This is a genomic window from Clostridium muellerianum, from assembly GCF_012926525.1.
Classification (GTDB): Bacteria; Bacillota; Clostridia; order Clostridiales; family Clostridiaceae; genus Clostridium_AM; species Clostridium_AM muellerianum.
This window is the reverse complement of the sequence record NZ_JABBNI010000065.1, coordinates 250,849-275,055: the sequence shown is the minus strand read 5'-3', so window position 1 is coordinate 275,055 and position 24,207 is coordinate 250,849. Positions and strand designations below refer to the sequence as shown.

Sequence of the window (24,207 nt, the reverse complement as noted above, 5' to 3'; positions counted from 1 at the left end):
AAAAGATATTGATTATACAAAACTAAATAAGTTATAATTGAATCCATAACAATGACATCCTTTCATGTATATTTTTGTTTGGTGAGAGATTCAATTATAACATGAAATAGGGGGTCATTGTTTTTTTTATTTAAAAAACTCTGTAACCCTTGATATATAAAGAAAATTTATAAAAATAGTGTAAAAAAATTTTACACTAACAATATTAATTTGGAGGTAATAAAATGGGGACAGAACAAAATGAAGTAAAAAAAGTTCTTGATAAATCCAAGGGTCTTGAACGTAATTTTTCAAACAGACACATTCAAATGTATACTATTGGCTCAACTATTGGTACTGGCATATTTTTGGCTTCTGGATATGTTATACATAATGCAGGTCCAGGTGGTGCTGTAGTTGCATATTTAATCGGGTCTTTAATTATGTGTCTTATGATGTCTTGCCTTGGTGAGCTTACAGTAGCAATGCCTGTAGCTGGTAATGTTCAAGCATATGCAACTGAACTAATAAATGATGCAATGGGATTTACAACAGGATGGATGAAATGGATAAGCTGCGCAGTTACCGTTACAGCTCAGGTAGTTGCTTCATCAATTATAATGAAAAACATATTCCCTAATGTAAATTCTTTAGTTTGGACAGTTGCTTTTACTATACTATTAGTTTTACTTAACATACTTCCATCTAAGAATTATGGAGAAGTAGAATTTTGGTTTGCCAGCATTAAAGTTATTGCTGTAATATTGTTTGTAATTACTGGTATTGGAATTATGACAGGTATTATAGGGGGAAAAGCCATTGGATTCAGTAACTTTGTTAATGATGGTGGTGCATTTCCTAATGGCCTAAAGGCAATCTTAGTATCAATGTTATCTGCTATATTTGCTTTTGGTGGTTCAGATCTTATTGCAACTGCTGCAGGAGAAACCAAAAATCCTGGAGTTGAAATGCCAAAAGCAATAAGAGGATTTTTAATTAGTATTACGTTGTGTTATGTAGTATGTGTTATATTAATTGGCTGCGTACTTCCTTGGAGACAGGCTAATCTTGCAGGAAGTCCCTTTGCATATATGTTTAGAAGTGCTGGTATAAACTCAGCCACACTTTTAGTTAATATAATAGTAGTTACATCAGCATTATCTTCCGCTAATGGTTTTTTATATGCCAGTATAAGAACGCTGTGGTCTCTTTCAAAACACGGACAAGCACCTAAAATATTAGCAAAAACAAATAATAAAAAAGTTCCTATATATTCACTTATTATTTCAATAATGTTTGCCGGATTTGCAATAATATCCAGTTTTATAGCAGCTGACACCGTTTATCTTTTCTTAATATCACTTCTTGCTAGTATAGATATATTTGTTTATGCTATTGACTGCATATGCCAGATGCGTTTCAGAAAGCGTTATATAGCAGCCGGAAATAAGGTTGAAGATTTAAAATATAAAACTCCATTTTACCCATTCACTCCAATATTTGCAGTTGTAACATATATTATAATTGTAATTGCTATGGTAATTGATCCTACAGAAAGATTAGCTATAATTTTTGGATTGCCTATGATATTACTTTTATATGCAGGATATAAGTTGTTTGCTGATAAAATTAAAAGTACTAAAAATAATGATCTGAATGTATAAGTGGTAAGCAGCAGGTAAGAGGAAAAATATCTCCTAATGAATTTTTTTGAAGGACTTATACTTAAATATGAAAACGACTAAAATAAAGCTAGTCCTTTTGCTTTATTAATTTAGTCAAATTTTGATAAAGTCTTTCATCATCTTCTTTTGTCCTTTTCTTAGGACTTGAAGTTTTTCCTCCACCACGTCTTACTTTAGCTGATATATGTCTTTCAAATAAAAGTTTATCTATATTATTATCATCATAAATATACCCCTTAGGACTTATAGCATATGCCTTTTTGCCAAGAGCCATGGCTGCTACCCCATAATCCTGGGTAATTATGATATCATTTTTCTTTGCAGCATTTGTTAAAGCTACATCTACACTTTGAAATCCCTTATCTACATATTTCACAACACTATAATCACTAGTTATTACATGTGTTATATCGCAATACATAATAACATCTATATTGTTTTCTTTTGCTGCTTTTTCAATCATGTGTTTACCTGGACATGCATCTGCGTCTACTATTATTCTCATAAAATACTCCCTTTTCAATTAACAATTTAAAAATATTGCGAAGCTTTGCTTCGCAATATGCTTATTTTACAAAACTAAAGTCTTTGTTCTAATTTAGCCTTCATGTCTTCATATCCTGGTTTTCCAAGAAGAGCAAACATGTTTTTCTTATATGCCTCAACACCTGGTTGATTAAATGGATTTACAGCCAATAAGTATCCACTAATAGCACAAGCTTTTTCAAAGAAATATACCATTTGTCCAAAATAATATTCTGTCAATTCTGGAACATTTACAACCATAGCTGGAACATTTCCATCGCTGTGGGCTAAAATAGTTCCTCTAAAAGCTTGTTGATTTACAAAATCCATAGATTTTCCTGCTAAAAAATTTAATCCATCTAAATTATCTTTATTCTCTTCTATAATTACGCTTTTCCTTGATTTTTCAACATTTATAAATGTTTCAGCTAAAACCCTTAGGCCTTCCTGAATATATTGCCCCATAGAATGTAAGTCTGTAGAAAAATCTGCTGCTGCAGGAAACATTCCTTTGTTATCTTTCCCTTCACTTTCTCCAAATAATTGCTTCCACCATTCACCAAAATAATGTAAACAAGGTTCAAAATTAACTAACATCTCTGTAGTTTTACCTTTTCTATATAAAGCATTTCTTGCAGCTGCATATTTATATGCTGCATTTTTATTTAAATCTGGTGAGCTGTACTGTTCTCTTGCATCAGCAGCGCCATGCATAATCTCATCTATATTTATTCCTGCCACAGCTATTGGAAGTAATCCTACTGGAGTTAAAACAGAAAATCTTCCACCTACATTATCTGGAATTACAAAAGTTTCATAACCCTCTGCATCAGCTAAAGTTTTCAATGCTCCCTTTGCTTTATCTGTAGTAGCAAATATTCTTTGTTTAGCCTGATCTTTACCATATTTCTTTTCCATTAAATCTTTAAATATTCTAAAAGCTATGGCTGGTTCTGTAGTTGTTCCTGACTTTGATATAACATTAACAGATAGATCCATACCTTCTACAGCTTCTAATAAATCTGCCATATAAGTTGAACTTATGTTATTTCCTACATAAAATATAGCAGGGCTTTTTCTTTTATCTTTTGATATGCTCCCGCTAAAAGTATGTGACAGCATTTCTATTGAAGCCCTGGCTCCTAAATATGATCCACCAATTCCTATAACTATAAGAGCGTCTGAATCTTTTTTTATTTTTTCTGCTGCCTTTTTTATCCTTGCAAACTCTTCCTTATCATAATTTACGGGTAAATCCATCCATCCTAAAAAATCATTACCAGCACCAGTTCCTTCATGGAGCATTTTATGAGCTTCATTTACAAAAGGTTGTAAACCTTGTATTTCATGCTCCTCTAAATAAGGTACTGCTTTACTTAAATCTAATGTTAAATTTTTTGACATGCTTTTACCTCCAAATTTTTATTAACTTATTCTACTGAAATTCTATTCTATTTATTTGCATAAATCAAGTTTGCAAATACAAATTTTTCATAAACATGCATTTGTAAACATTTACTTATAAAACTTATAGTAATATTATTCATCCATAATAAAAATTTAAACAAGAAATGGTTAGTGCAAATCAAAAATTAATTTACACTAACCATCTATTTTTATTTTTTAGCATTTGCCATTGTATTTAACTTATCTGTAAGTTGTGTAACTTCCTGTAAGTTTGCTGTAACTTCTTGAATTGCGGATGATTGCTGTTCTGTAGTTTCTAATGTAGAATTAGAAGATTCTATAGTTTTATCTACTGACTGCTGTATCTTTGATGTAAGCTCAGATATCTTTAAAGCTGTTTGTTTAGAATTCTGTGATAAGTTTCCTATTTCTTTTGCAACTACACCAAAACCTCTTCCTGCTTCTCCTGCTCTTGCTGCCTCTATAGATGCATTTAATCCAAGCATTTTTGTTTGATCAGCTATACTTTTTATTGAATCAAGTATTGAATTAATTTCCATAGATATTTTTTTTACATTAACTATTTCTTCACTTAAAGTATGTTGATTATTTGTAACATTAACTGAAGATGCTGATAATTCTTCCATAGTTGCTGATATTTGATTAAAATTATCAGAAAGTACCTGAGACATACCTTTAATTTTTAATTCTTCATATCCTATTTTTGATAATGCATTAGCAATAATATATAAAACCTCTGCGGCTGCTCTTACACCTTTTTCACTGGTAACTTTTACTTTATTTGCTGCCTCAACAAATCCGTTTTCATTAACTCCTATTTCTTTTGCAGTTTGTCTAAACTTTGATTCATTTGGACTAGAAGTTAATACTTGTCCACCTAAAATTGTTCCAATTTGTTTACCATCTACTACTATAGGTGCAGCAAAATCAATTAGTCCTGCATGGCAAGTGTATATATAAGGTCTTCCTGTTTTTGCAGCTTCTTCGCCGCCTCTTCTATGTGACTCAGCACATCTGTCATCACCTATTTTAGTTGAATGTGTATAATTTGCACAAAAATCTGTATAAGAACTTGGCTTAGTTACTTCATTTCCATTAACGTCTACCGTTACACTAGCAATGTTCATACTTTCTGCAAAATTATCCTGAAATTTTTGAAGCAAACTAATGTCAATAACATCCTTTATTTCTAATAAATCCAAATCCACATCAGTACCATTATTAATTTTTATCATAATAATTCCTCCAATATAATAAGCTTATTTACTTTAAATTAGTATAAAAATCAATTAATATTTTTTATTATTATATCATATAAATTATTTAAGTAATATGGTTTTATGTTCTTAGTTTAAAAAATAACCCTATTTTTGTATTATTTTGTTGCAACTAATGAACTTATGATATAAAATAAGGGTTTTTAAATAAGAATAATGATTCCCTAGCATTTTTTCATTATATATACTATATTTTTAAAATATCCCAAATAACTAATTACTTTTTTAATAGAATCAGGCATTAGTGAAATCACTAATGCCTGATAAAAAGTCAGCTTTTGTTTCACTAAGTTTAATAACTTAGGGCACTTATTATTTTATGCTCTAGTTTTGTATTAGCTGTTTACTTTTTTTAAATTTTTTGTAAATGTTTACTTAGAACAATTGTTTGCTTTCTTTACTCTCCACTCACTAAGTTGATAATTGTTTTAAATTTAAAATTTTCTCAAAATCATCATTATCTTTAAGCTTTACTTCATTCAATTCTAAAATTCTCAACTTAGGCATATTGGTTAATATCTCCAAATAGTATACAATTTTAGAAAATTATTTAATTATATTTTCTTTTTGCAAATTGCATAATTGAGTAACATACCAAATCCAATGAATACCACAACCATATTCACCATAACTGCGTATGGTCGCCAAATTGACATATCAAAACAAAATCCAGACACTTCACGTATCACCTGTGATGATGCCATTGGAAATGCATTTAATATAAGTTGAGAGAATTCCCATGGCACCTTTATGAATAAAGCCATAATGATGTAAAAAACATTTATTGCAATTCCCATTACTGTAGCCAAACTTGTATTTGCTGTTTTATATGATATCCATCCCATAACAGTCGTTAAAGCCAGCACTCCTAAAAGTTCACTTACAAACATCAAAAGTATTCCATCTCCTAATGTAAAGTTCCCTATAGAAAATAATGCAAATACTTTCAAACTACTCTCCAAAGTTTGAAATCCTGTAACCGAACCTAGAATTAACACTGTACTAAGTGTTGCTACCAATGTTAACAATAGACCATATATCATAATTGGCAAAAGACGAAGAAACATCATCTTTTTTCCTAATTTTGTTGCATAAATAATTTCCATACTACCGTCTTCCATACTGTCAGAATAGGTGGCTGCTGCAAAAAATGCAACCATGAATATAATTATTAGATAAGGAAACTTAAGATTATCAATTCCTAAATTCCAAAGATAACATCCAGAATACTTAACAAAAGGTGTTTTTACCTTGTTCAATTCTTTAAATGCCTTTTTCTGATCCTTTTGAGGTATTTTTTCTATAAGTGCAATTGACTTTTTTCTCCAGCATCCATAAAAATTCTTGGCATAGGCATCAGGGTAATCTTGAATTCTTTTTTCAGAGAAAAGCACTCCAGGGTAAACCTCCACTAAACCCTGTATAAAAGTTATAATTGGTTGATATTTTATTTCCTCTGATTTTTGATCTCTCACATTTTTAAGCCCCAACCATAATTTATCTTCAGTCATTTCACCTGAATATATACCCTCTTCTTTCATCACTTCATGTAGATTCTTTTCTCCTCCTATCAGTGCTATACTTAATCCAGCGGTTAAAAGAAACATTCCTATTATTGAGAAAAGTACATACCTTGTAAAAAGTCGGCGCTTTAATTCTTGATATATCACCTCTTTACCTCCTTCTATAGTTTAATGCTGTGAATACTGTACTAATTAAGAATGTAATTCCGCTCACCATAAGTAAAATTGACGGCATCCAAAAAACTTTTCCCAAAATTGTTGTCATAGGGAATTTTACCAATTCTACAAATTCTAAATATGAAAATACTACTTCTCCTGGTAATAACATCTTAATTACATTAATAACAGGAGAATTTATATTGATAAATATACCAAAAAGAAAAGCTCCCAATATTGTTAATATACAAAACTCAATGGCTCTTGATGATTTTTTAACTATAGATGAAATCCATGTAGCAAAGCTTGCTATGGTTAAAATTCCTACTGCTCCGAAAATAAATAACTTTTTAAGTAATTCTCCTTCATTGTAGGGGAAAAAACTTTTGCCTGAAACCTGTATTGATGTATTTAAAGCATCATGAGGTAATGACTGATTAAGAAGTATAACATAAACACCTACTCCGCAAAGATAGATAATAGATGCCATAATCCAAGGTATAACAATCTTTGCTGCTGTAAGACTTTTTCTACCCTTTGTTGTAGCTTTTATAATTTCATCCATTCCATTTTCTTTATCCTTCGCTATAATGGAGCCTGCAAAAATCCCTACCATAACCATAAGCACAAATGAAAAAATCATCATGTGTCCAATTCCTTCATCCCATTGTTTAAACCCACTGTAATAAATATAAGGTTTTTTCGCCTTATGCCAGGTTGACAGAGCTAAGTCCTTTTCTCTTTGGTTATGTGCATTTTTATCTATATAATTGCGATAATATAAGTCTTCATTTTCATAAAAGTGCTTTCCCGCATCCTTTTGAATATGCAAAAGATCCTTTGTAGATTCTCCTCTCATATTCCTAAGTCTTAGCTCCTGCATAACCAAAATATCAGCATAAACAGCATGTTTCAGTAAATCTTTACTCATCACAATATCACTATCCTTGTCACCCTTTAATGAGTGAAGTAACGCATCACAGCCCCTTTGAAATTTATCTTCAGTCATTTCTCCAGCAGTAACGTTTCTGTCTTTAGCTGCTGCTTCTATTGCTGATTTACCTTTATAGCCCTTGTAACATCCTGTCTGCATAAAATCTTCAGTGGCTCCCCCTACAATAAACCACGCCCATAATCCTGCCAGCATAATTGAAATTAAAACATATGTCAGCAGTCTTTTAAAGTTAAGCTGTCTTTTTAACTCTTGAAAAAACACCTCCATTTTTATACCTCCTTCACTTTTGAAAGATAAAAATCATTAAGAGAAGGTGAAACTAATTTACTATTTGGCAAAGGAACATCCGCAACATAACGAATTGCAACCTGTCCCCTATCTTCATTTCGGAAATTCATAATCCTATATTCTTTTTCTAACTCTGCCATATCACTTTCTAAAACAACTGTTTCAAATACATTGCCATCAAGTGTTTCAATTAAAGAATGACTCTCTCCTTCTGCAATTACTTTACCTTTTTCCATAAGCACAAGATAATTAGCAATAAATTCAATGTCTGAAACAATATGCGTAGACAAAATAACAATTTTTTCTTTACTTATTGCAGTTAAGTATTGACGGAACCTTCTTCTCTCTTCAATATCTAAACCGGCAGTAGGTTCATCTACTATTAAAATATCAGGATTATTTAACATAGCTTGACATATTCCAACTCTACGCTTCATACCTCCTGAAAGCCTATCCACCTTCTTCTTTCTAACTTCCAATAAATTAAATTGATTTAATAACTCACTGATTCTCTCATTTCTTAACTCTTTATTAATACCTTTTAAAACTCCAATATAATGAAGAAAATCTTCCACTGACTGATTTTTATCATATCCAAATTGCTGAGGCAAATATCCTATTTTATCTAGATATGTAGACTTAAGTTCATTAATATTTACATCATTAAGCATTATTCTTCCACTAGTTGGCTTTATATTCCCAACCAACATTCTCATTAATGTAGTTTTTCCTGCACCATTTGGTCCCAAAAGTCCCCAAATCCCTGGAGTAAATTCAAGATTTATATTACAGGCAGCTTTTAAATCTTTAAATTCCTTAGAAAGATTGTAGATTGTTAACTTCATGCTTCTTCCTCCTCAAAATTTATCCGATGACTACCTGCTCTAATACTCCCACACACTCTGTGAAAGCGACTATCACCAAATCAAAGATTTGGGATATCTGCTTTTCTCCAAGTGGGAGTAAAGAGCAGCTACGTCCCTGGATAAGTTCTTCTAAGACTCAGATGTAGAGAGGTATTCCTCATAAGCAAACTCCACCTGATTCTAAGAATTACTTGATAAATATGCATTATGAAATAACCTCTTAGTTCATCTCTAAGAAGGTTATATAATAAAAAACCTTTCTTTTATCCTAAGTATAACTAAGATAAAAGAAAGGTTTATTCATAAATTATTTAGCAATTATAAAGATTTTATTAAGAAAAATATATATAAAAATTTATCATATTTATTATGCATTAGGTAGAGTAATAGTAAATATAGTATGTCCATTCTTACTTTCTGCCTCTATTGATCCCTGATGTCTTTCTATAATTTCTCTTGCAATAGCAAGCCCCAGTCCTGCTCCAGCTGATTGACTTCTTGACTGATCTCTTCTATAAAACTTTTCAAATATAAGTTTTAATTCCTGCTCACTTATTACATCACCATCATTTTCTACAAATAACTGTGTACTGTATTTTCCAACTTTTCCATTTATTTTTATGATAGAATCCTTATGGCTATATGCTATAGCATTCTTTAATAAGTTGTTAAGTACCCTGGCAAATAGTGATCCATCAACGTAAAGCTTCATATTAGAAGGAAGATTTACATCAAATTTTAAGTTTTTGTCCCTAAGTAGAGGATAAAGTTCCTCTGTCAACTGTTCTAGGAGAAAATCTGCATCTAATAAACTTTTATTCAAAGGAATTTCCTGAAGATTAAATCTGGTAATATCAAAAAACTGATTCGTTAAATCTTCCAATCTATAGGCTTTTTGCAAAATTTTTTTAATATAGTCCCTACGCACGTCCTCCGGTATTTCAGATTCATCTAAAATTGTGAGATACCCAATAATGCTTGTAAGGGGAGTCTTTAAGTCATGTGCTAAATAAGTTACAAGGTCATTTTTTTTGCTCATCTCTAGTGAGATTTCCTGCTTTACAAGGTCATTCTCATGCATAAGATTACTTATTTCTGAATCAATGATTTTTAACTCCTGAACTTTTTGTGGAACTTCTGCCTTTGTTAATAAGGATATACGTTGTTCTATCTCATCTATTGTCATTTTCCGTTCTTTATTCTTTGAATATTTTGATGTAAAATAAACAACAATTTCTAAAATAAGAAAACCAAAAATAGCTATAAATGTTAATATATCTTTAAGCCGCGGCCAATAGAAAATACCTCTGGAACGATCCACTCCTAAAAACAATACTTTTTCACTGTCAAATAATATTTGATTTTGAAAATATTCTGCTACTAACCCTTCAAATTTTAAATCAATAACAAACATTAAAATTATAAATATGAAAAAAGCTAAAATATAATAATTCCATTTCCATTTTCTATTCTTCAATTATATATCCCACCCCCCAAACAGTTTTAATATATTGAGGATGTTCAAAAGAGTCCTCCATTTTTTCTCTTAAGTTTCGAATATGAACTGTTACTGTATTTGTAGATTTTGAATAATACTCATTTTCCCATAATAAGTGAAGCAACTTTTCTCCACTTAGGACCTGTCCTTTATTTAATAATAATGTTTCAAGAAGTTTAAATTCTGTAGGTGTTAGTTTTAACTCTCTGCCATTTAGATTAACATGTCTACTTTTCTTATCTAAGATTAAACCTTTATAATATATAGTGCTATCTTCCTTCGTGTCTTCTCCATATTCCTTGTATCGTCTAAGCTGAGCTTTAACCCTTGCCATAACTTCCAGGGGATTAAAAGGTTTAGTGATATAATCATCTGCACCATAAGTAAGACCTACTATTTTATCTTGATCTGCTGTCTTTGCAGTGATCATTATTATAGGATACTTATATTTGGTGCGTATACTTTTGCAAATGTTTAACCCATTTATATCCGGCAGCATTAAGTCCAAAATAACTAAATCCGGCTCTTTATCTTCAAGAATTTCAAAAGCTCGTTTGCCATTTTCAGCTTCCCATATTTCGAAGGATTCAGCTTTTAAATATATTTTTAATATATCTCGAATGTCTTCATCATCTTCCACAATCAAAATTTTCTCCATTTAACTCCTCCATATGTTTACATCAAAAGACTTATAATATCCTTAGTTCTATTTAAGTACAATTATACCAAATAGAATTAGTACATTCATGCTTATTTAATTTTTTAGAGGTGCATAAATGAATTAAGGAGTATTACTTTTCATATCTACCTTAAAAATTTAATACAAAAAAATAAAAATAGTACCTATAATGTTTCTTATTTTAGAAAAACATTATAGGTACTCATATTTATCAAATTTCGTTGATATTAGTAGGTTTTAAATTCTTACTTTTATTTCCACTCAATAGTAGCAGGTGGTTTTGAAGTTACGTCGTAAACAATTCTGTTTACTCCATGAACTTCATTAACAATTCTTCTTGAAACTATATCTAATCTAGTTTTAAGAAGATATTTATATATCAATAATTTTAAATATCAATAAAAATATACTTTAAACATATTTCTTAAATTAACAATTATAGTATACCATTTCAAGAATTAATTAATCAATATATTTTATGATAATTTTAATATGCACTTATCTTAATTTTACTAGTTGCGTTTATGTTTGGATTATCTTTACTTACTGCTGTAATATTAAAATATTTGCTTTTACTATCTTCAAAGATCCACTTATCCGTAACCTTAATAGTGCAAGATGTGTCATTTTGCGATGTTATTGTAACCCAAGTGGTAATTTTCGTTGAGTTGTTTACATCTTCAACACTCCAAATAACAGGCATATTTGATGTATATGTTGTACTTCTACCTAGAGCCACACTCGTTTTCCCTGTTACTGTTAACTGTACTACATCATTTATAATAACATTTATATCCTTCTTAATATTCTCATAGCCAATTGTAATAATAGAACTTCCTGCTGCAACCGCTTGAATTTTACCTGTGCTATCTACAGTTACATTACTATTATTACTACTATAAGCCACAACTGGATTAGTTATAGTTTCGGTAGTTACATTAGTTCCTTGGGTAGTTGTTTTAGTTATCTCTTTTACAACTACTTGCTTAGAAGTACCTTTATCCATTGTTATATCAGTAGTTAATGCTACACCATCCAATGTTATAGTTTTAAATTGATATGTTACAACTATTGGTAAAGGCTTCACTACTTTTATATTAATAATCTTCTCTATACCTTCAAATTGTACTTTAATTGAAGTGTCCCCTGCTGCAACTGCATTTAAAACTCCTGTGTTATTTATTGTAACTATATTTGTATTTGAAGATGTATATATAATAGTAGGATTTGCTAAAGTAGTGGTATTATTATCTACTGTGTCCGTTATGGACACAACCAATTGTTTACTCTTTCCTTCTTCTATTTCAATACTCTCTTCAGCAATAGTCATACTATAATTATGCTTAATATTATACTTCCAATAATCAGCAATCTCATTTTCTTTATCATCATAAGCATTATCAAATTCTGTTTTCTCAGCGTAAACATATCTTACTCCCTTGTTTTCGCTAGTAAATCCTACAACCTTCCAAGGCAAACCCATTATTAAAAATCTTCTATCATTACTTATCATTTTAGTTATAGAATTATCTTGAATAGTAACTTTTATATTACCATTTGGTAATGTCATGTACTGGTTCGTTGTGGTATTTTGTGTTCCTGTTTCTATTACACAAGGTATTTCTGCTAATTTATTACCTATATACATTTTTATTATATTGTCGCACCTTCTTGCGACATATTTACAATATATATTATTTACAGTTTCCTCTTGCAATAAAATTATATATGTATTATTTCCATATTGTATAATATCTCCTTGCCTAATATTGTCTTGAACATCTGCAAGTATTCTTTTATCATCTAAAGAATTATTACCATTATCATATTCTTTAATAATTACAATAGTATCAAATGTCGAGAAGTCGGCTCTGGTTACTTTTACAGTTTGACCAAATCTTCTTTTATTATCTTTATACATATTTTCAATTATGTTATTCAATATATCAACTCCTTTCAGGCGGGATTAAATTTCGTCCCCCTTTTAAATTGGCTCACGTTTGAAACGGTATCGGATTTACCTCTACGTTAATCCCATTTTGGTGTTAGTTAAAATAACTCTAAAACACAAAATCCAGAAGTGCTAATAAAAACACCTCTGGATTTGAAGCATATATTGTTGAGGTAAACAGTTTACCTCTTAACTTCTAGTAACTAACGAATAGGAATATATTGTGTATATTTTTCTTTTTTAATATATTCTACTAAATTTTCTATATCATATATAGTATCTATATATTTTTCTGTATCTATTTCAACTTTTTCTTTTACATTTACTTGATTTGAACTTGTTCTAACCCACATTTTAGTTATTGGATACCATTTTTGGTCAACAAACGCTAATTGTACATTATTATGTGTTTCATTATCCATAATTATATCAACATAAATTGGTCTTGATTGAATACATTGACGTGTCATAATGTTATTAGAAAATCTATTAAAACCATCTTCTAAATAATTAATTATATTTCTTAATCCTTCATCTTCATAATTATAATAAAGAGTTTCCAATTCAATAATTTTTTTCATTTTATATTACCTCCTGTTTCTAGTAAATAGTAAATGTATATTAGAATATTCCTCATCTTCTGTTGATTCTGGAATGGTAGATATTTTTTGTTTAACATCACTTATCCTTTGTCTGATCCATTTAATTGCTTCTGAAGTAGATTGAATATCAGTAGCATCTATTTTTCTCATAAGGTCAACATCATTAGCCAATGTTTCTAATACATCTACTACTGAAAGCAATAAATTACGCTGCATAATTTTTTTATCGTAATTGTCCTCAACGGACAACCCATTTTCTTGTAAAAATACTGAATACTCTTCATTTGTATAATATCCTTTATTACTTAATTCTAATTTAAAACGTTCAAGTACCGTCATGCTATCAACTCCCTTTATATATTGTCATATACTTATCCCCCTTTTTACTATAATATTATCATAAAATATAGAAAAAAAGGATTATTTATGTACTATCTTATTAATTCTTTTATGTCTTCAACATCTTTTTCAATCTTATCTATTTTATCTGTATTTTTAGTTAAACTTGCAATAATTTCTTGATTTTTTTCTATAGTAGTATTTAATCTATTCTCTCTTGTACCTGTAGTTTTTAGTGTATATATTAGTAGGAATACAAATAAAGCATATCCTAATCCTTGTCCACAAGCCATTTTTAATAATTCACCTTCCATATGATTACACCTCCTATCATCTCCTTAAATTAAAAAATCGCCAGTTGTGGCGAACGTGGGGAGTAGTTCCACACGTATGGGGAAAGTAACAGATTTTAAATCGGTCGGTTTGACCGACTTAGTTTTAAGTCCGTTAAGGACTAATATAAATTTATGAAATAAACTAAAAAAAGGCATAGCCATTTTGACTACCCTTTTAATATCTATCTCAACTCATACTTATAATGTTTAGTAAATGTTTGTGTAATTGTTTTGTATAAATTTTTATATTTTTTAAAATTGTTATCATCTTCCAATTCTTTATATGTATCATTTGTAGCAATATCACATATATTTTCAAACTCATCAAAACTTATTCTTTTGCTTGGAATTCTTTTGATTTTCTCCATTAACTTCCTCATATAAATCATTTGTGCTACTTCATAATTAAATTGTCCAGTTATTATCCAAGGATAATGGGATTTATCTCCTAATGCATTAAATATGGTATCTACTAAACAAATATTATCTTTGCCAATATATAAATTAACTCTATAATCATTTTTAAATTTGTATGTTATTGATGAAAAACTTTCTCCACATCTTGCATTGCCAAATTTAAAGTCCCATATATATGAATTAAATTTATCAAAAAAAGTACTGAGTAAAAATGATATTCTATATTCATCTAAAGCATAGGAACTAGGAATTTTTTGTAATTCATTATTTATAGTATAATTATTCAATTTTTCTAATTCACTTATATAAATTACTTTATATCTATCTAAATTTTCAATATATTCTTTGGCTTTCTTGTTTATTGATGGAACTACAAATATAATCTTAATTTCTTTATCCAAACAATTAAAATTATTATATGTCTTTTCATATTTTTCAATATGAGCCATAGTTAGTTCTCTTGTTTTTATCTCTATAATATAAAAATAATTTTCGTCTGCACCTAATAAATCTAATTTTAATAAACTAATATTCCACCTGTTTTTTCTAATAATATTACATATAACTTCATTCCCTATTATCGAAAATGGAAAATATTCTTTTTGATTTTCTATTAAATAATACTCTATCTTTTTATGCAATGATTCTATTCCCACAATATCAATCTCCAATCTGTATATAAATTTAATAGTATTATATACAGTTATATATAAAATTATATGTATTTTTTTCTGTGGGTAAAAAATTGATTAACTACCTCAGCCATAGAAAAAAAGGGGTAATTAATATATATTTTTCTACTTAATCCGCTACTTTTAAGCAAAATAAAAGGATACTCAAACTTTGAATACCCTGCTTGAAATTTCAAGTACCATCTCGTCAAACATGACGAAGCCTTATTTATTTTCATATTCTTTAACTTTACGATAGAATGTTGCTTTCGTCATTCCTGCCAGTTCCATTGCTTCAACTGCTTTAATATCTCCTGCTTTCCATTTATTATAGGCATTTATGAAACCATCATCTATATCTATTGTAGGTCTACCAAACTTTACACCCTTATTATGTGCAGATGCAATTCCTTCTTTTTGACGTTGCTTTATATTCTCTCTTTCAGTATGTGCCACAAACGATAATACCTGAAGCACTAAATCGCTAATAAATGTACCTAATATATCTTTGTGCTTAGTTGTATCTAATAACTCCATATCTAATACTTTAATATCAGCACCTATATTCTTAGTAATATCATTCCATTCTTTCATTATATCTTCATAATTCCTACCAAACCTATCAAGTGATTTTATTACAAGTAAATCTCCTTTTTCAAGTCCCTTTTTCATGTATTGATAACCTATTCTGTCAAAGTCCTTACCACTCTGCTTATCAGTATATATATATTTATCTTCAATACCTAACTTCTTAATCTCATAAAGTTGTCTGTCTAAATTCTGATCTTTACTGGATACCCTTACATAAGCAACTGTTTTACTCATAGTATCAAAACCCCCCTCATTACTTTTGATACTTTAATTATATCATACTGTATCAAATAGTCAATACATTTTTGATACGTTTCAAAAGTTTTTTAATAATGTTTTGATACTATAATAAACGTTGATAAATGGTAATATTTATTCCGTATCATATAGTACACTTTCTGATACGCAAATTATGTGTATCAGGTCGTACCTATTTTAGTAACGACATTAGGTCGTAGGAAATATTCCCAAGACCTAACAATTTTGCTATCCTCAATATGAAGATACTATTATATTTTAAAAAGGAACGTCAATATTCACGCACCTAGTTTAAAAGGGAGCGTTACATTTCAAACGCTTAGGTCATGTTCCAAAATTGGAATCGCTTTATTTCCATAATCCAAGATTGGATTTGGCTACTGAATGACATTGTGTCACTAAGTGACATTTTATTTTTTCACTTTACCACAGTAAAACGTTAAATTATTAAAAATTCAAAATACACCAGAACAATTTTGTACCCATGTATACTCTATATTGGGTTTCCTTTAAAGGAATCGCTATATTTAGTCATACCATAACATGGCGGATTTTTTTGATTTAATCCAGACTATATCACTTAACTTTAATTAACACCCTGCTACTATTATAAAATTATTATAGGTTAGGTAGTCATACTCCCCACCCTTGACACACATGTCAAACCTACTAATACCAACCATTCTAAGCCTATAACTATGTACCATTTAGTACACCCTTATATTACTATTTAACCCACTTCTGCTGTCTCACAAAAGGACACCAATTAAACTGGCTCACACTTTAAATGCGACCTAAATTCTATCCCTGTTCTTAACTTCTGACAAGATTTTGTCAAAAGATAGCAAAACAATAGTCGTTTTAATCGGCTATCACCTAAAGTGACACCCTAAATTAAGGTATCCTAGTATAACTCTATAACCTAATGGTCACTATTTGTGATTATCTTGATTTAGGTCACTCTCTGTGACCTGTTTCTTATCATTAGTGATGATCTCATTCGTACTATTATTACTACTGTCTTCCTTTTTTAATCTATTCATTTCCATATCAACATTAGATGTTAAAGGACTTTTCTCAATAATACTTCTTTTACTAATAGCACCCATAGCAAATTGTTTACTTATATTATCTAATAATTCTGCTGCGTTTACAGGTCTACTATAATTGAATTCTACATCAATATAATCATCTTCAGCAAACTTGATTCCTTTTAATTCTAATATCTTCTTAAATATTTCAAATCTTTTCCTTATACCTTTTCTAATACATTTTTCATTAAGCATAGCCATAACGTCTGCTAATTGATATAAAAGTTTTAATGATACCTCACTAACATTTGCAACATTAGTATTACCACCAACTATAGAGGGCATATGTGCTACTAAGTTTAATTTTTGTGCTAATGTATCTAAGTATAATTTAATAGTAGAATAATCCATAGTAGCAGTTACATATTTCATATCACTACCTGCTTCTAATGCAACACTATACCCTACTGCATCAGCACTAATAGTTCCTTCAAGTTGTTGTCCAATAGTTGTCAATATAGGATTTAGTGAAAGAGTGTAAATACCATCTCCCATTTTACTTAATAGATCTTCTATTTCGTCCAAAAGTGGTCGAATATCCTTTAATACACTTATCCCAAAATTATCATCTTCATCTGATAAACTATGATAGTGTATAGGCAATCCAGTAATATTCTTATATTCATTTACTAAATTTAATTCTCCACCTTCATTATTCCATTCCTCAACATGATCCATATAATAAACATTATAATAACTTATTGCATTTATAATCCAATATTCAACGAAAGCCACATATTGTCCATCTTCACTATAAACTGGATACCCGTCAGCACTATCAATTATTTTACTTTTAATTGTTCCATTATCAATATACACATACTCATAAGCATCACCATATTTACTCATCTTATCTAAAATTCTATAATCAATATCGTTATATTCTCCACGCCTATATATTTTTTCACATTCCTTAACCATATTCTCTGTACCAACTAAACTAATAGGTTTTCCTAGCAGATATGTACTATGAAAATTTAATATTGTTTTGGCTTCTTGAATAACTATTTTCCTTGTTATATATTCCTGTTCCTTATATTTTATATCTTCTCTCTTTAATACTTTGTGCCTACCTGCTAAATAATCTTTGTTTTCTAAAACATCAGCAATTCTATTAAGATGTGTTGCTTTCTTTACTTCATCAGCAAACCATTCAGTAGAGTTATTATAAACTTTTTCTATATATTCATTTATATCCATATTATCATTCCTTTCATTTTTATAGTTTTACATAATGCAAAATTTGATTTTTCCCATGAGTGGGAAATCCTAAATCGTTATTACCGATTTAGGATGCCGTTGAGTTTAAACCCATCGCTCAAAGTACTAAAAACAAAATGGTGGTCAGTGTTCATTCCTCAATTATGAAGAGTGATAATCTTAATTTTTCTTCATATTTTTTTATGGAAGTGTTATAATAGATTTAAAGGTTGGAGACTCTTCCAAGTCCCCTTCCTCTATGGAACTAAGAACGCTTTTGTTTGGATGCATCGGCGTTCTTTTGTTTTAACTCTTCGAAGTGGTAAACTCTTTTTCTTCTAATTAATCAATATGTGAATGGTCAGTCAGATAATCTTACTCACCAAAAAACATAAAATCACTTACCATTTATAATGATATTTTTGTTTCATAGCAACTATAGCAAGAGCCATAGCCATTACACTATCATCATGACTTCCACTTATAGCACCCATTTTTCCATTTTCAGCCACGAAAACTTGCATCTCTTGCAATAATCTTTCACTATTAATAACCATTAATCTTTTTTCAAACAACTCTATAAAATCATTAATTATCAATGACTTAGTCTTAGTATTGGTATCAAATCCAACTTCATATTTAGGTCTATTAAATTCATCATATGATTTGTATTTGACCATATTCATATATTTAAATTCGTGCCTTAATCTTTCAATAACACTGTGGCCACCACTAGCCTTCTCTATGCAGACCAGTGCTTTATTGTAATATAAGCCTATAGAATTTATTATTTCAGCCATTTGGTACGGTTTAATTTTATTATTATAAAATTCTGCTACCTGTAAGCCATTTTTGTCTAACACCTCTATTACACTATAATCTTGTCCTAATCCTTCTGATAAATCAGCACCAATATAATACTTTTCCCCTGCTTTGGGGATTTTGTACATAAAAAAAGACTTACCATAATGTTGCTTTAATAAACTTGGTAAATCAGTTATATTTTTCTTATCTATGTATTTAGTTTTATTTATTTTTAAAGCACTTAATGCTTCATTAACACGTTTACTATCAAATACGCTTGAACCCGATATTAAGAACGCTTCAATATCTGTACTTGGATATTCTTGATGGAATTGTTCAAGAGAAGTTTTACTTATAATCATTCTTCTCCATATTAGTTGTTCCATAGATGCACCTAATTTGTGTAACTCCAATTCTTCATCATCTAAATCATTTTCACTTAAATCTTTACCATGAATTGCTTTATACCTCTGTACCGCTTCTTTATATTTTTTCTTAAATAAAGTACCTCCATTGATCCAATTAAAGAAGTAACATTTAAATGAGTTTTCTTTATTTTTAGCACCAAAATATAAATCATGGAATAAGTTTACTCCATTAGCCGTACTTTCAATTATGAGCGTTGCACCAGTACCTATTGCTTGGGTAATGCTATTAAGGTGTTTCTCAGGATTTTTCCAAAACGCAAACTCACTAAGATGCACAAATTGAAGGGTGTCACCACGTGACAACTCTTTATTACCTGCACAAACACAAGTAATTTTACTGCCATTTACCATTTTAATTTCTTGTCTATTATTTGCAACTGTTTCGGGTTTAAGCCATTTAGGCAATGAATTAAATTGCTGCTTCAATTTATCAAAGACAGCATTACAACTCTTTTGGTCATGTGATACCAATAAACAACATGAATTAGGATATACAATACATTGCCTTATTGCTAATGCAATTGATACACTTGATAAACCTAATTGCCTACTCTTATTTACTATATTTTCCGCTTCAAGTCCTTCTACAAATTGTTTTTGTTCATCTGTAAGTATAAAAGGTACAGTTTTTCCTTCCTTATCAACTATTTTAATAAAACTTTGTATCCAATCAATTTTATTTTCATCTTGCCATAGCCATTTTAATTTTTTAGCATTTTCTTTACTTAAAGCCATACACCTATTCCCCCTTTAAAGCAGGAATATTTATACCCTCTAAATAATCATTTACTTCATCTACACCATCTTCAAAGAAATCTGATTTAAAGAATTTCTCCACCCATTCAGCCGACTTAACATCTCCTGCAATTGCTTTATTATACATAGCATCATACATTTCAAGCATTTTTAATTTTCTTTTTGCCTTTAAATATTCCTTAATTGCTTCTTGTGTTTCTTCTTCTAAGAGCCAATTGTTCATAGCAGTATCATATTCTACCTCTGAATTTTTCTTGCAATTTTTATCATAAGATTCTTTAGATTTATCTGAATCAATATACCATTTAACAAAGTACTCTTTTTTCTTACCATTTGATTTAAAAAACTTTTTTAATTCTATCATCATATAAATTCTCCTTTCAAAAAAATAAAAAACAGGGTAATTTAAACACCCCGTTTGAACCGACCTGTTTTATATGTATTCTTTAACGTGTCGCAGATAACGACACCTCGTATTTCACGACCCCATGTTTTTCGTTTCGAAACGATTTAGATTCTTTTGCAACTATATCTCTAGTTGTACCCTTCTGACATTGTGGAAAATTTTCCATGATGTCATTTCTCTCTCCTTGTCTTTCTTTAGCCTTAACTTTTTGGATCTCTTCTAATTGACTAGCCCATTTACGCTTTCAAAAGCGTAAACTATTTCTTCACAACGGAGAAATTTTTCGCCAATGTGTTGTCGATACTATCCACCTTATTCGAAGTCGTTTGAACCGACCACCATTCACAAATCTGTAAACGCTCCCCTTTAAAGGGGACGTTGAAATATTGCTACCCAAACTATAGTTTTTCTATAATATTATCTAACTTTTCATTTATTTTATTAAATTGTTTATCTATTTGCAAATCCAAGTCCCTTAAATTATCTTCAATTTCGTTCATTATTTCTTTTATTTTATTATTCAAACTTATCATCTCCTAAAATTATAATTCCTTAGTTGGAAAAACTTTTCCTTAAAAACAGCCAATTTATCCTGTACTAAATGTACTAATATACTACTATGGCTGCATAATGTACTTACACTATATACTATGAGTATATTAAAAAACTTCACTTGCAGGTCTATCATAATTATGGAATGGAGATTTTTCATTATTATCTTCTAAAGGATCATCTTCTCCCCATATATCTTCATCATTTAATATAGAATTCACTTCATCATCTGCACAAAATACACTTGGAGATGGTGGTACTGAATTTGGCACTACCTTAATATCTTCAGTTTTTGGCACATCTGAATTATTCGGTTCTGGCAAATTTTCCTCTTGAGAAACTTCTATTTGTCTTTTTCTAACATCTGTAATGAAATTATCCTTATTATTTTTTCTTTCTTTTAAAGCATCTAGTAATTCAAAATAAAAATATTCAATTGCATAAACAATATTTTTTTCATTTAATTCTTTAATGTGGTCTTTCTCTGTTTCTGTCATTAATTCAATATATTCTTCCATATTATCAAATGCTTTTACAGTTACTTTAATTTTATTATTTTGTAATTTCTTCTTTAATCTTTTAATATTATTCTTCTCTGCTATTTCACTAATTGTACTATCTTGTCCTAAATTTTTATTGTTACTAATAATAAAACTATTACACTTGTGTCCTGCTTTACTCTTAGTATATTCATTAGCAATTATCTTGTTTTTTTCTAGTTCAATTGCATATATATTAGCAGTTTCTTTATTAATCCCTAACCATTCACTCATTTTTTCATAACTAAGATTAATTTGACCTGTAGGAGTTCCTTGAACATTTATGTATTTCTTCAAACAATAATATACTGCTATGTGTTTTTCATTTAGACCTTTATCAAAAATACCATTTATTGTATCTGTATCAACTGTAATATAATAATCATTGTCTGATAAAGGCTTATATTTATTATCCAAATTAGGTAAATCTAATAATTCACAATAACACAAATCTATTGTGTTTTTCATGCTATATTTTCTATCAAAATTAATTATCTTATATTTTTTCAATTGAAATATTATATCTCTTATATTGCTTGTACTATACTTTCTATTATTTTCTTTATAGTAACTCTGAATTTCTTTGTGTAATAAATCTAAACTAAATACACATATATCTTTACAATATTGTAACTTAAATTTTCTTATATTGAAGTATACCCATAAACCTTCTATACCAATTTTAGATATAACCGTATTCTCATACCAATTTGACTTATAATTAAATACTATTTTTTCATTCATAATAATCATTTCCTTTCAACATAAATTTATTTTTTATTTTTATATAATGATTGATTCTAATAATGAGAAGTAAAAAAAGTGTAGTGTAACACGAGTCACATGAAGCGATAGCGTAATGTGTCTCGTAAGTTATTTAATATATATCTATTCTAGTCTTATTTAACATATATAATTAGGTACGGATATTTACACTTTTTTGCATGAAAGTATCCTCAAAAACCATACTACATATACAGGATTTTGCACGTACTATTTTTAGTATAAATCATCTAATCATAGTCATATCAATGGTTAGAGGTATGTTTTTCTATTAGATACTATAGGTACGGATTTTTGCACTTTTTTGCATGGAATTTATACTAATACCTATACTACGCATACAGGATTTTGCATGAGTTTTAAAAATAACCATACTACGTATACAGTTTTTTGCACGTACTTTTTCAAAAATGCTACTTAACCGTTAATATTACTGTGTTTATAAAAAATACTAATTAGCAGTTTTTTGCATGAAAGTCTAGTATACTAAAAATACTACCCTTCATTTTTTGCATAGAATTTATACTAATGTTTTCTATCACACCACAACTTATATACTTCTTTTGTTTTTTCATTATTAAACGTAAAATATACTTTATTTGTATTGTGATTTATTGCTGGAGGATCTAAAGGTAATACTCCATTTTGTATGTAAAAATATGCTTGTTGTAAATTATATATATATCTTTTCATCATAATCATCCTTTCCTATGGACATTTTATCCATGACCAATATTTTTAATAAAAGGGTATACGTATTTTACGTACCCCTATTGATATAACTTGCTTTCGTTTTAAATTGAATATCTTAGTGCATTTCTGTATACTCTTGCACAACTGAAAACTTCTTCACGGTTGTGTTTTAGATATGCAGATTGTACTATTTCAAAACTTTTATATGTACTAAATTCATTTTTAGGTAAAATAAAAGACAAACTAGGAAACAGTTCTCTTAGTTTGTCCAATTGAATATCACTATGTAGAGTATTATCTAATATATCTACCCATATTTTACCTTTATTTAGATTGTATTTTATGTCTAATTCCTTAAATTCTTCTTTTGAATGTCTTTCTAATACATCCAATAAGCAGTCCAATTCCATCATTTTTAAATATTTTTTACAATAAAATCCATCCTTAAACCAATAGCCTAAATAAGTTGAATCTATTGTAAGCAATATCATTTTTTGTTCTTCTGATAATTCTGATAAATCTGCTGAGTAATAACTTAATATTGTAAGTAGGGTTGATCCACAAAATTTTTCTGTATAATTACTTTGACCTATTCCCATTATTGTATTTATATTGGCTGCTTTAGGGTTATTTAAAGTTACATGATTTCCCCAGCAACGGTATTTTACCATGTCAGCATCTACTGCAAATGATTTTGTTTTATTATCATTATCATCTGAAATATACATGTTATTAAAATCATAAAACCATTTTATTTCATAGCCAAATAGTTTGTTTAAAATTGCACAACTAAATAATGAATCTAGGTCATCACTTAACATTAAATTGTATTTTGTATTTGTATCATTACACCAACTTGGAAACTTTTGTTTGATTTCGTTTTTCATCATAATATGAGAAGTAGTAATTTGCTACATCTCACACTTTTTTGT

The 24,207-nt window shown here is 29.2% G+C and carries 22 protein-coding genes and 1 pseudogene; 1 reads left to right on the top strand and 22 read right to left on the bottom strand.

Annotated features, from left to right (window positions below):
- The first annotated feature begins 224 nt into the window (after positions 1-224).
- On the top strand, positions 225-1,643 hold the full coding sequence (locus HBE96_RS23550) for an amino acid permease (protein ID WP_169300139.1): 1,419 nt from the start codon (positions 225-227) through the stop codon (positions 1,641-1,643).
- A gap of 88 nt (positions 1,644-1,731) precedes the next feature.
- On the opposite strand, the gene HBE96_RS23545 is transcribed toward HBE96_RS23550, so the two are convergent.
- From HBE96_RS23545 to HBE96_RS23445, 22 genes and pseudogenes are all read right to left on the bottom strand, one after another.
- Positions 1,732-2,169: a YaiI/YqxD family protein gene (locus HBE96_RS23545; protein WP_169300138.1), complete on the bottom strand. Its 438-nt coding sequence runs from the start codon at positions 2,167-2,169 to the stop codon at positions 1,732-1,734.
- 74 nt (positions 2,170-2,243) lie between these two features.
- Positions 2,244-3,593 (bottom strand): glucose-6-phosphate isomerase, encoded by a 1,350-nt coding sequence (locus HBE96_RS23540; protein ID WP_169300137.1) that lies wholly within the window; start codon positions 3,591-3,593, stop codon positions 2,244-2,246.
- 212 nt (positions 3,594-3,805) lie between these two features.
- Positions 3,806-4,852, bottom strand: coding sequence for a PocR ligand-binding domain-containing protein (locus tag HBE96_RS23535; protein ID WP_169300136.1), 1,047 nt, complete (start codon positions 4,850-4,852; stop codon positions 3,806-3,808).
- Positions 4,853-5,448: 596 nt separating this feature from the next.
- Complete coding sequence (locus HBE96_RS23530) at positions 5,449-6,564, bottom strand: hypothetical protein (RefSeq protein ID WP_169300135.1); 1,116 nt, start codon at positions 6,562-6,564, stop codon at positions 5,449-5,451.
- 4 nt (positions 6,565-6,568) lie between these two features.
- Positions 6,569-7,795 (bottom strand): ABC transporter permease, encoded by a 1,227-nt coding sequence (locus HBE96_RS23525; protein WP_169300133.1) that lies wholly within the window; start codon positions 7,793-7,795, stop codon positions 6,569-6,571.
- 2 nt (positions 7,796-7,797) lie between these two features.
- Positions 7,798-8,661, bottom strand: coding sequence for an ATP-binding cassette domain-containing protein (locus tag HBE96_RS23520; RefSeq protein ID WP_169300132.1), 864 nt, complete (start codon positions 8,659-8,661; stop codon positions 7,798-7,800).
- 388 nt (positions 8,662-9,049) lie between these two features.
- Positions 9,050-10,159, bottom strand: coding sequence for a sensor histidine kinase (locus HBE96_RS23515; protein ID WP_169300131.1), 1,110 nt, complete (start codon positions 10,157-10,159; stop codon positions 9,050-9,052).
- Positions 10,149-10,838, bottom strand: a complete 690-nt coding sequence (locus HBE96_RS23510; protein ID WP_169300129.1) for a response regulator transcription factor — start codon at positions 10,836-10,838, stop codon at positions 10,149-10,151. Before HBE96_RS23510 ends, HBE96_RS23515 begins: the two co-directional genes overlap by 11 nt.
- 272 nt (positions 10,839-11,110) lie before the next feature.
- Positions 11,111-11,212, bottom strand: a pseudogene (locus tag HBE96_RS23505) (GMP synthase (glutamine-hydrolyzing)); the annotation flags it as partial.
- Between the two features lie 134 nt (positions 11,213-11,346).
- The gene (locus HBE96_RS23500; RefSeq protein WP_169300128.1) at positions 11,347-12,801 is read right to left on the bottom strand and encodes an Ig-like domain-containing protein; all 1,455 of its coding nucleotides are present in this window, start codon (positions 12,799-12,801) and stop codon (positions 11,347-11,349) included.
- 212 nt (positions 12,802-13,013) lie between these two features.
- The gene (locus HBE96_RS23495) at positions 13,014-13,391 is read right to left on the bottom strand and encodes a hypothetical protein (protein ID WP_169300127.1); all 378 of its coding nucleotides are present in this window, start codon (positions 13,389-13,391) and stop codon (positions 13,014-13,016) included.
- A gap of 6 nt (positions 13,392-13,397) precedes the next feature.
- Positions 13,398-13,751 carry a hypothetical protein gene (locus HBE96_RS23490; RefSeq protein WP_169300126.1) on the bottom strand — a complete coding sequence of 118 codons (354 nt, stop codon included), beginning with the start codon at positions 13,749-13,751 and terminating at the stop codon, positions 13,398-13,400.
- Between the two features lie 92 nt (positions 13,752-13,843).
- Positions 13,844-14,065: a BhlA/UviB family holin-like peptide gene (locus HBE96_RS23485; RefSeq protein ID WP_169300124.1), complete on the bottom strand. Its 222-nt coding sequence runs from the start codon at positions 14,063-14,065 to the stop codon at positions 13,844-13,846.
- Between the two features lie 203 nt (positions 14,066-14,268).
- Complete coding sequence (locus HBE96_RS23480; protein WP_169300123.1) at positions 14,269-15,159, bottom strand: hypothetical protein; 891 nt, start codon at positions 15,157-15,159, stop codon at positions 14,269-14,271.
- Positions 15,160-15,399: 240 nt separating this feature from the next.
- Positions 15,400-15,999 (bottom strand): recombinase family protein, encoded by a 600-nt coding sequence (locus tag HBE96_RS23475; protein ID WP_169300122.1) that lies wholly within the window; start codon positions 15,997-15,999, stop codon positions 15,400-15,402.
- 956 nt (positions 16,000-16,955) lie between these two features.
- Positions 16,956-18,314: a phage portal protein gene (locus HBE96_RS23470; RefSeq protein ID WP_169300121.1), complete on the bottom strand. Its 1,359-nt coding sequence runs from the start codon at positions 18,312-18,314 to the stop codon at positions 16,956-16,958.
- Positions 18,315-18,715: 401 nt separating this feature from the next.
- On the bottom strand, positions 18,716-20,281 hold the full coding sequence (locus tag HBE96_RS23465) for a phage terminase large subunit family protein (RefSeq protein ID WP_169300120.1): 1,566 nt from the start codon (positions 20,279-20,281) through the stop codon (positions 18,716-18,718).
- A 4-nt stretch (positions 20,282-20,285) separates the two neighbouring features.
- The gene (locus HBE96_RS23460; protein ID WP_169300119.1) at positions 20,286-20,669 is read right to left on the bottom strand and encodes a hypothetical protein; all 384 of its coding nucleotides are present in this window, start codon (positions 20,667-20,669) and stop codon (positions 20,286-20,288) included.
- A 437-nt stretch (positions 20,670-21,106) separates the two neighbouring features.
- Complete coding sequence (locus HBE96_RS26815) at positions 21,107-21,232, bottom strand: hypothetical protein (protein WP_281064373.1); 126 nt, start codon at positions 21,230-21,232, stop codon at positions 21,107-21,109.
- 135 nt (positions 21,233-21,367) lie between these two features.
- The gene (locus tag HBE96_RS23455; protein ID WP_169300117.1) at positions 21,368-22,543 is read right to left on the bottom strand and encodes a hypothetical protein; all 1,176 of its coding nucleotides are present in this window, start codon (positions 22,541-22,543) and stop codon (positions 21,368-21,370) included.
- Between the two features lie 564 nt (positions 22,544-23,107).
- Positions 23,108-23,275 (bottom strand): hypothetical protein, encoded by a 168-nt coding sequence (locus HBE96_RS23450; protein ID WP_169300116.1) that lies wholly within the window; start codon positions 23,273-23,275, stop codon positions 23,108-23,110.
- Positions 23,276-23,376: 101 nt separating this feature from the next.
- Entirely contained in the window at positions 23,377-24,165 is a 789-nt protein-coding gene (locus HBE96_RS23445) for a hypothetical protein (RefSeq protein WP_169300115.1), read from the bottom strand.
- Positions 24,166-24,207: the final 42 nt, after the last annotated feature.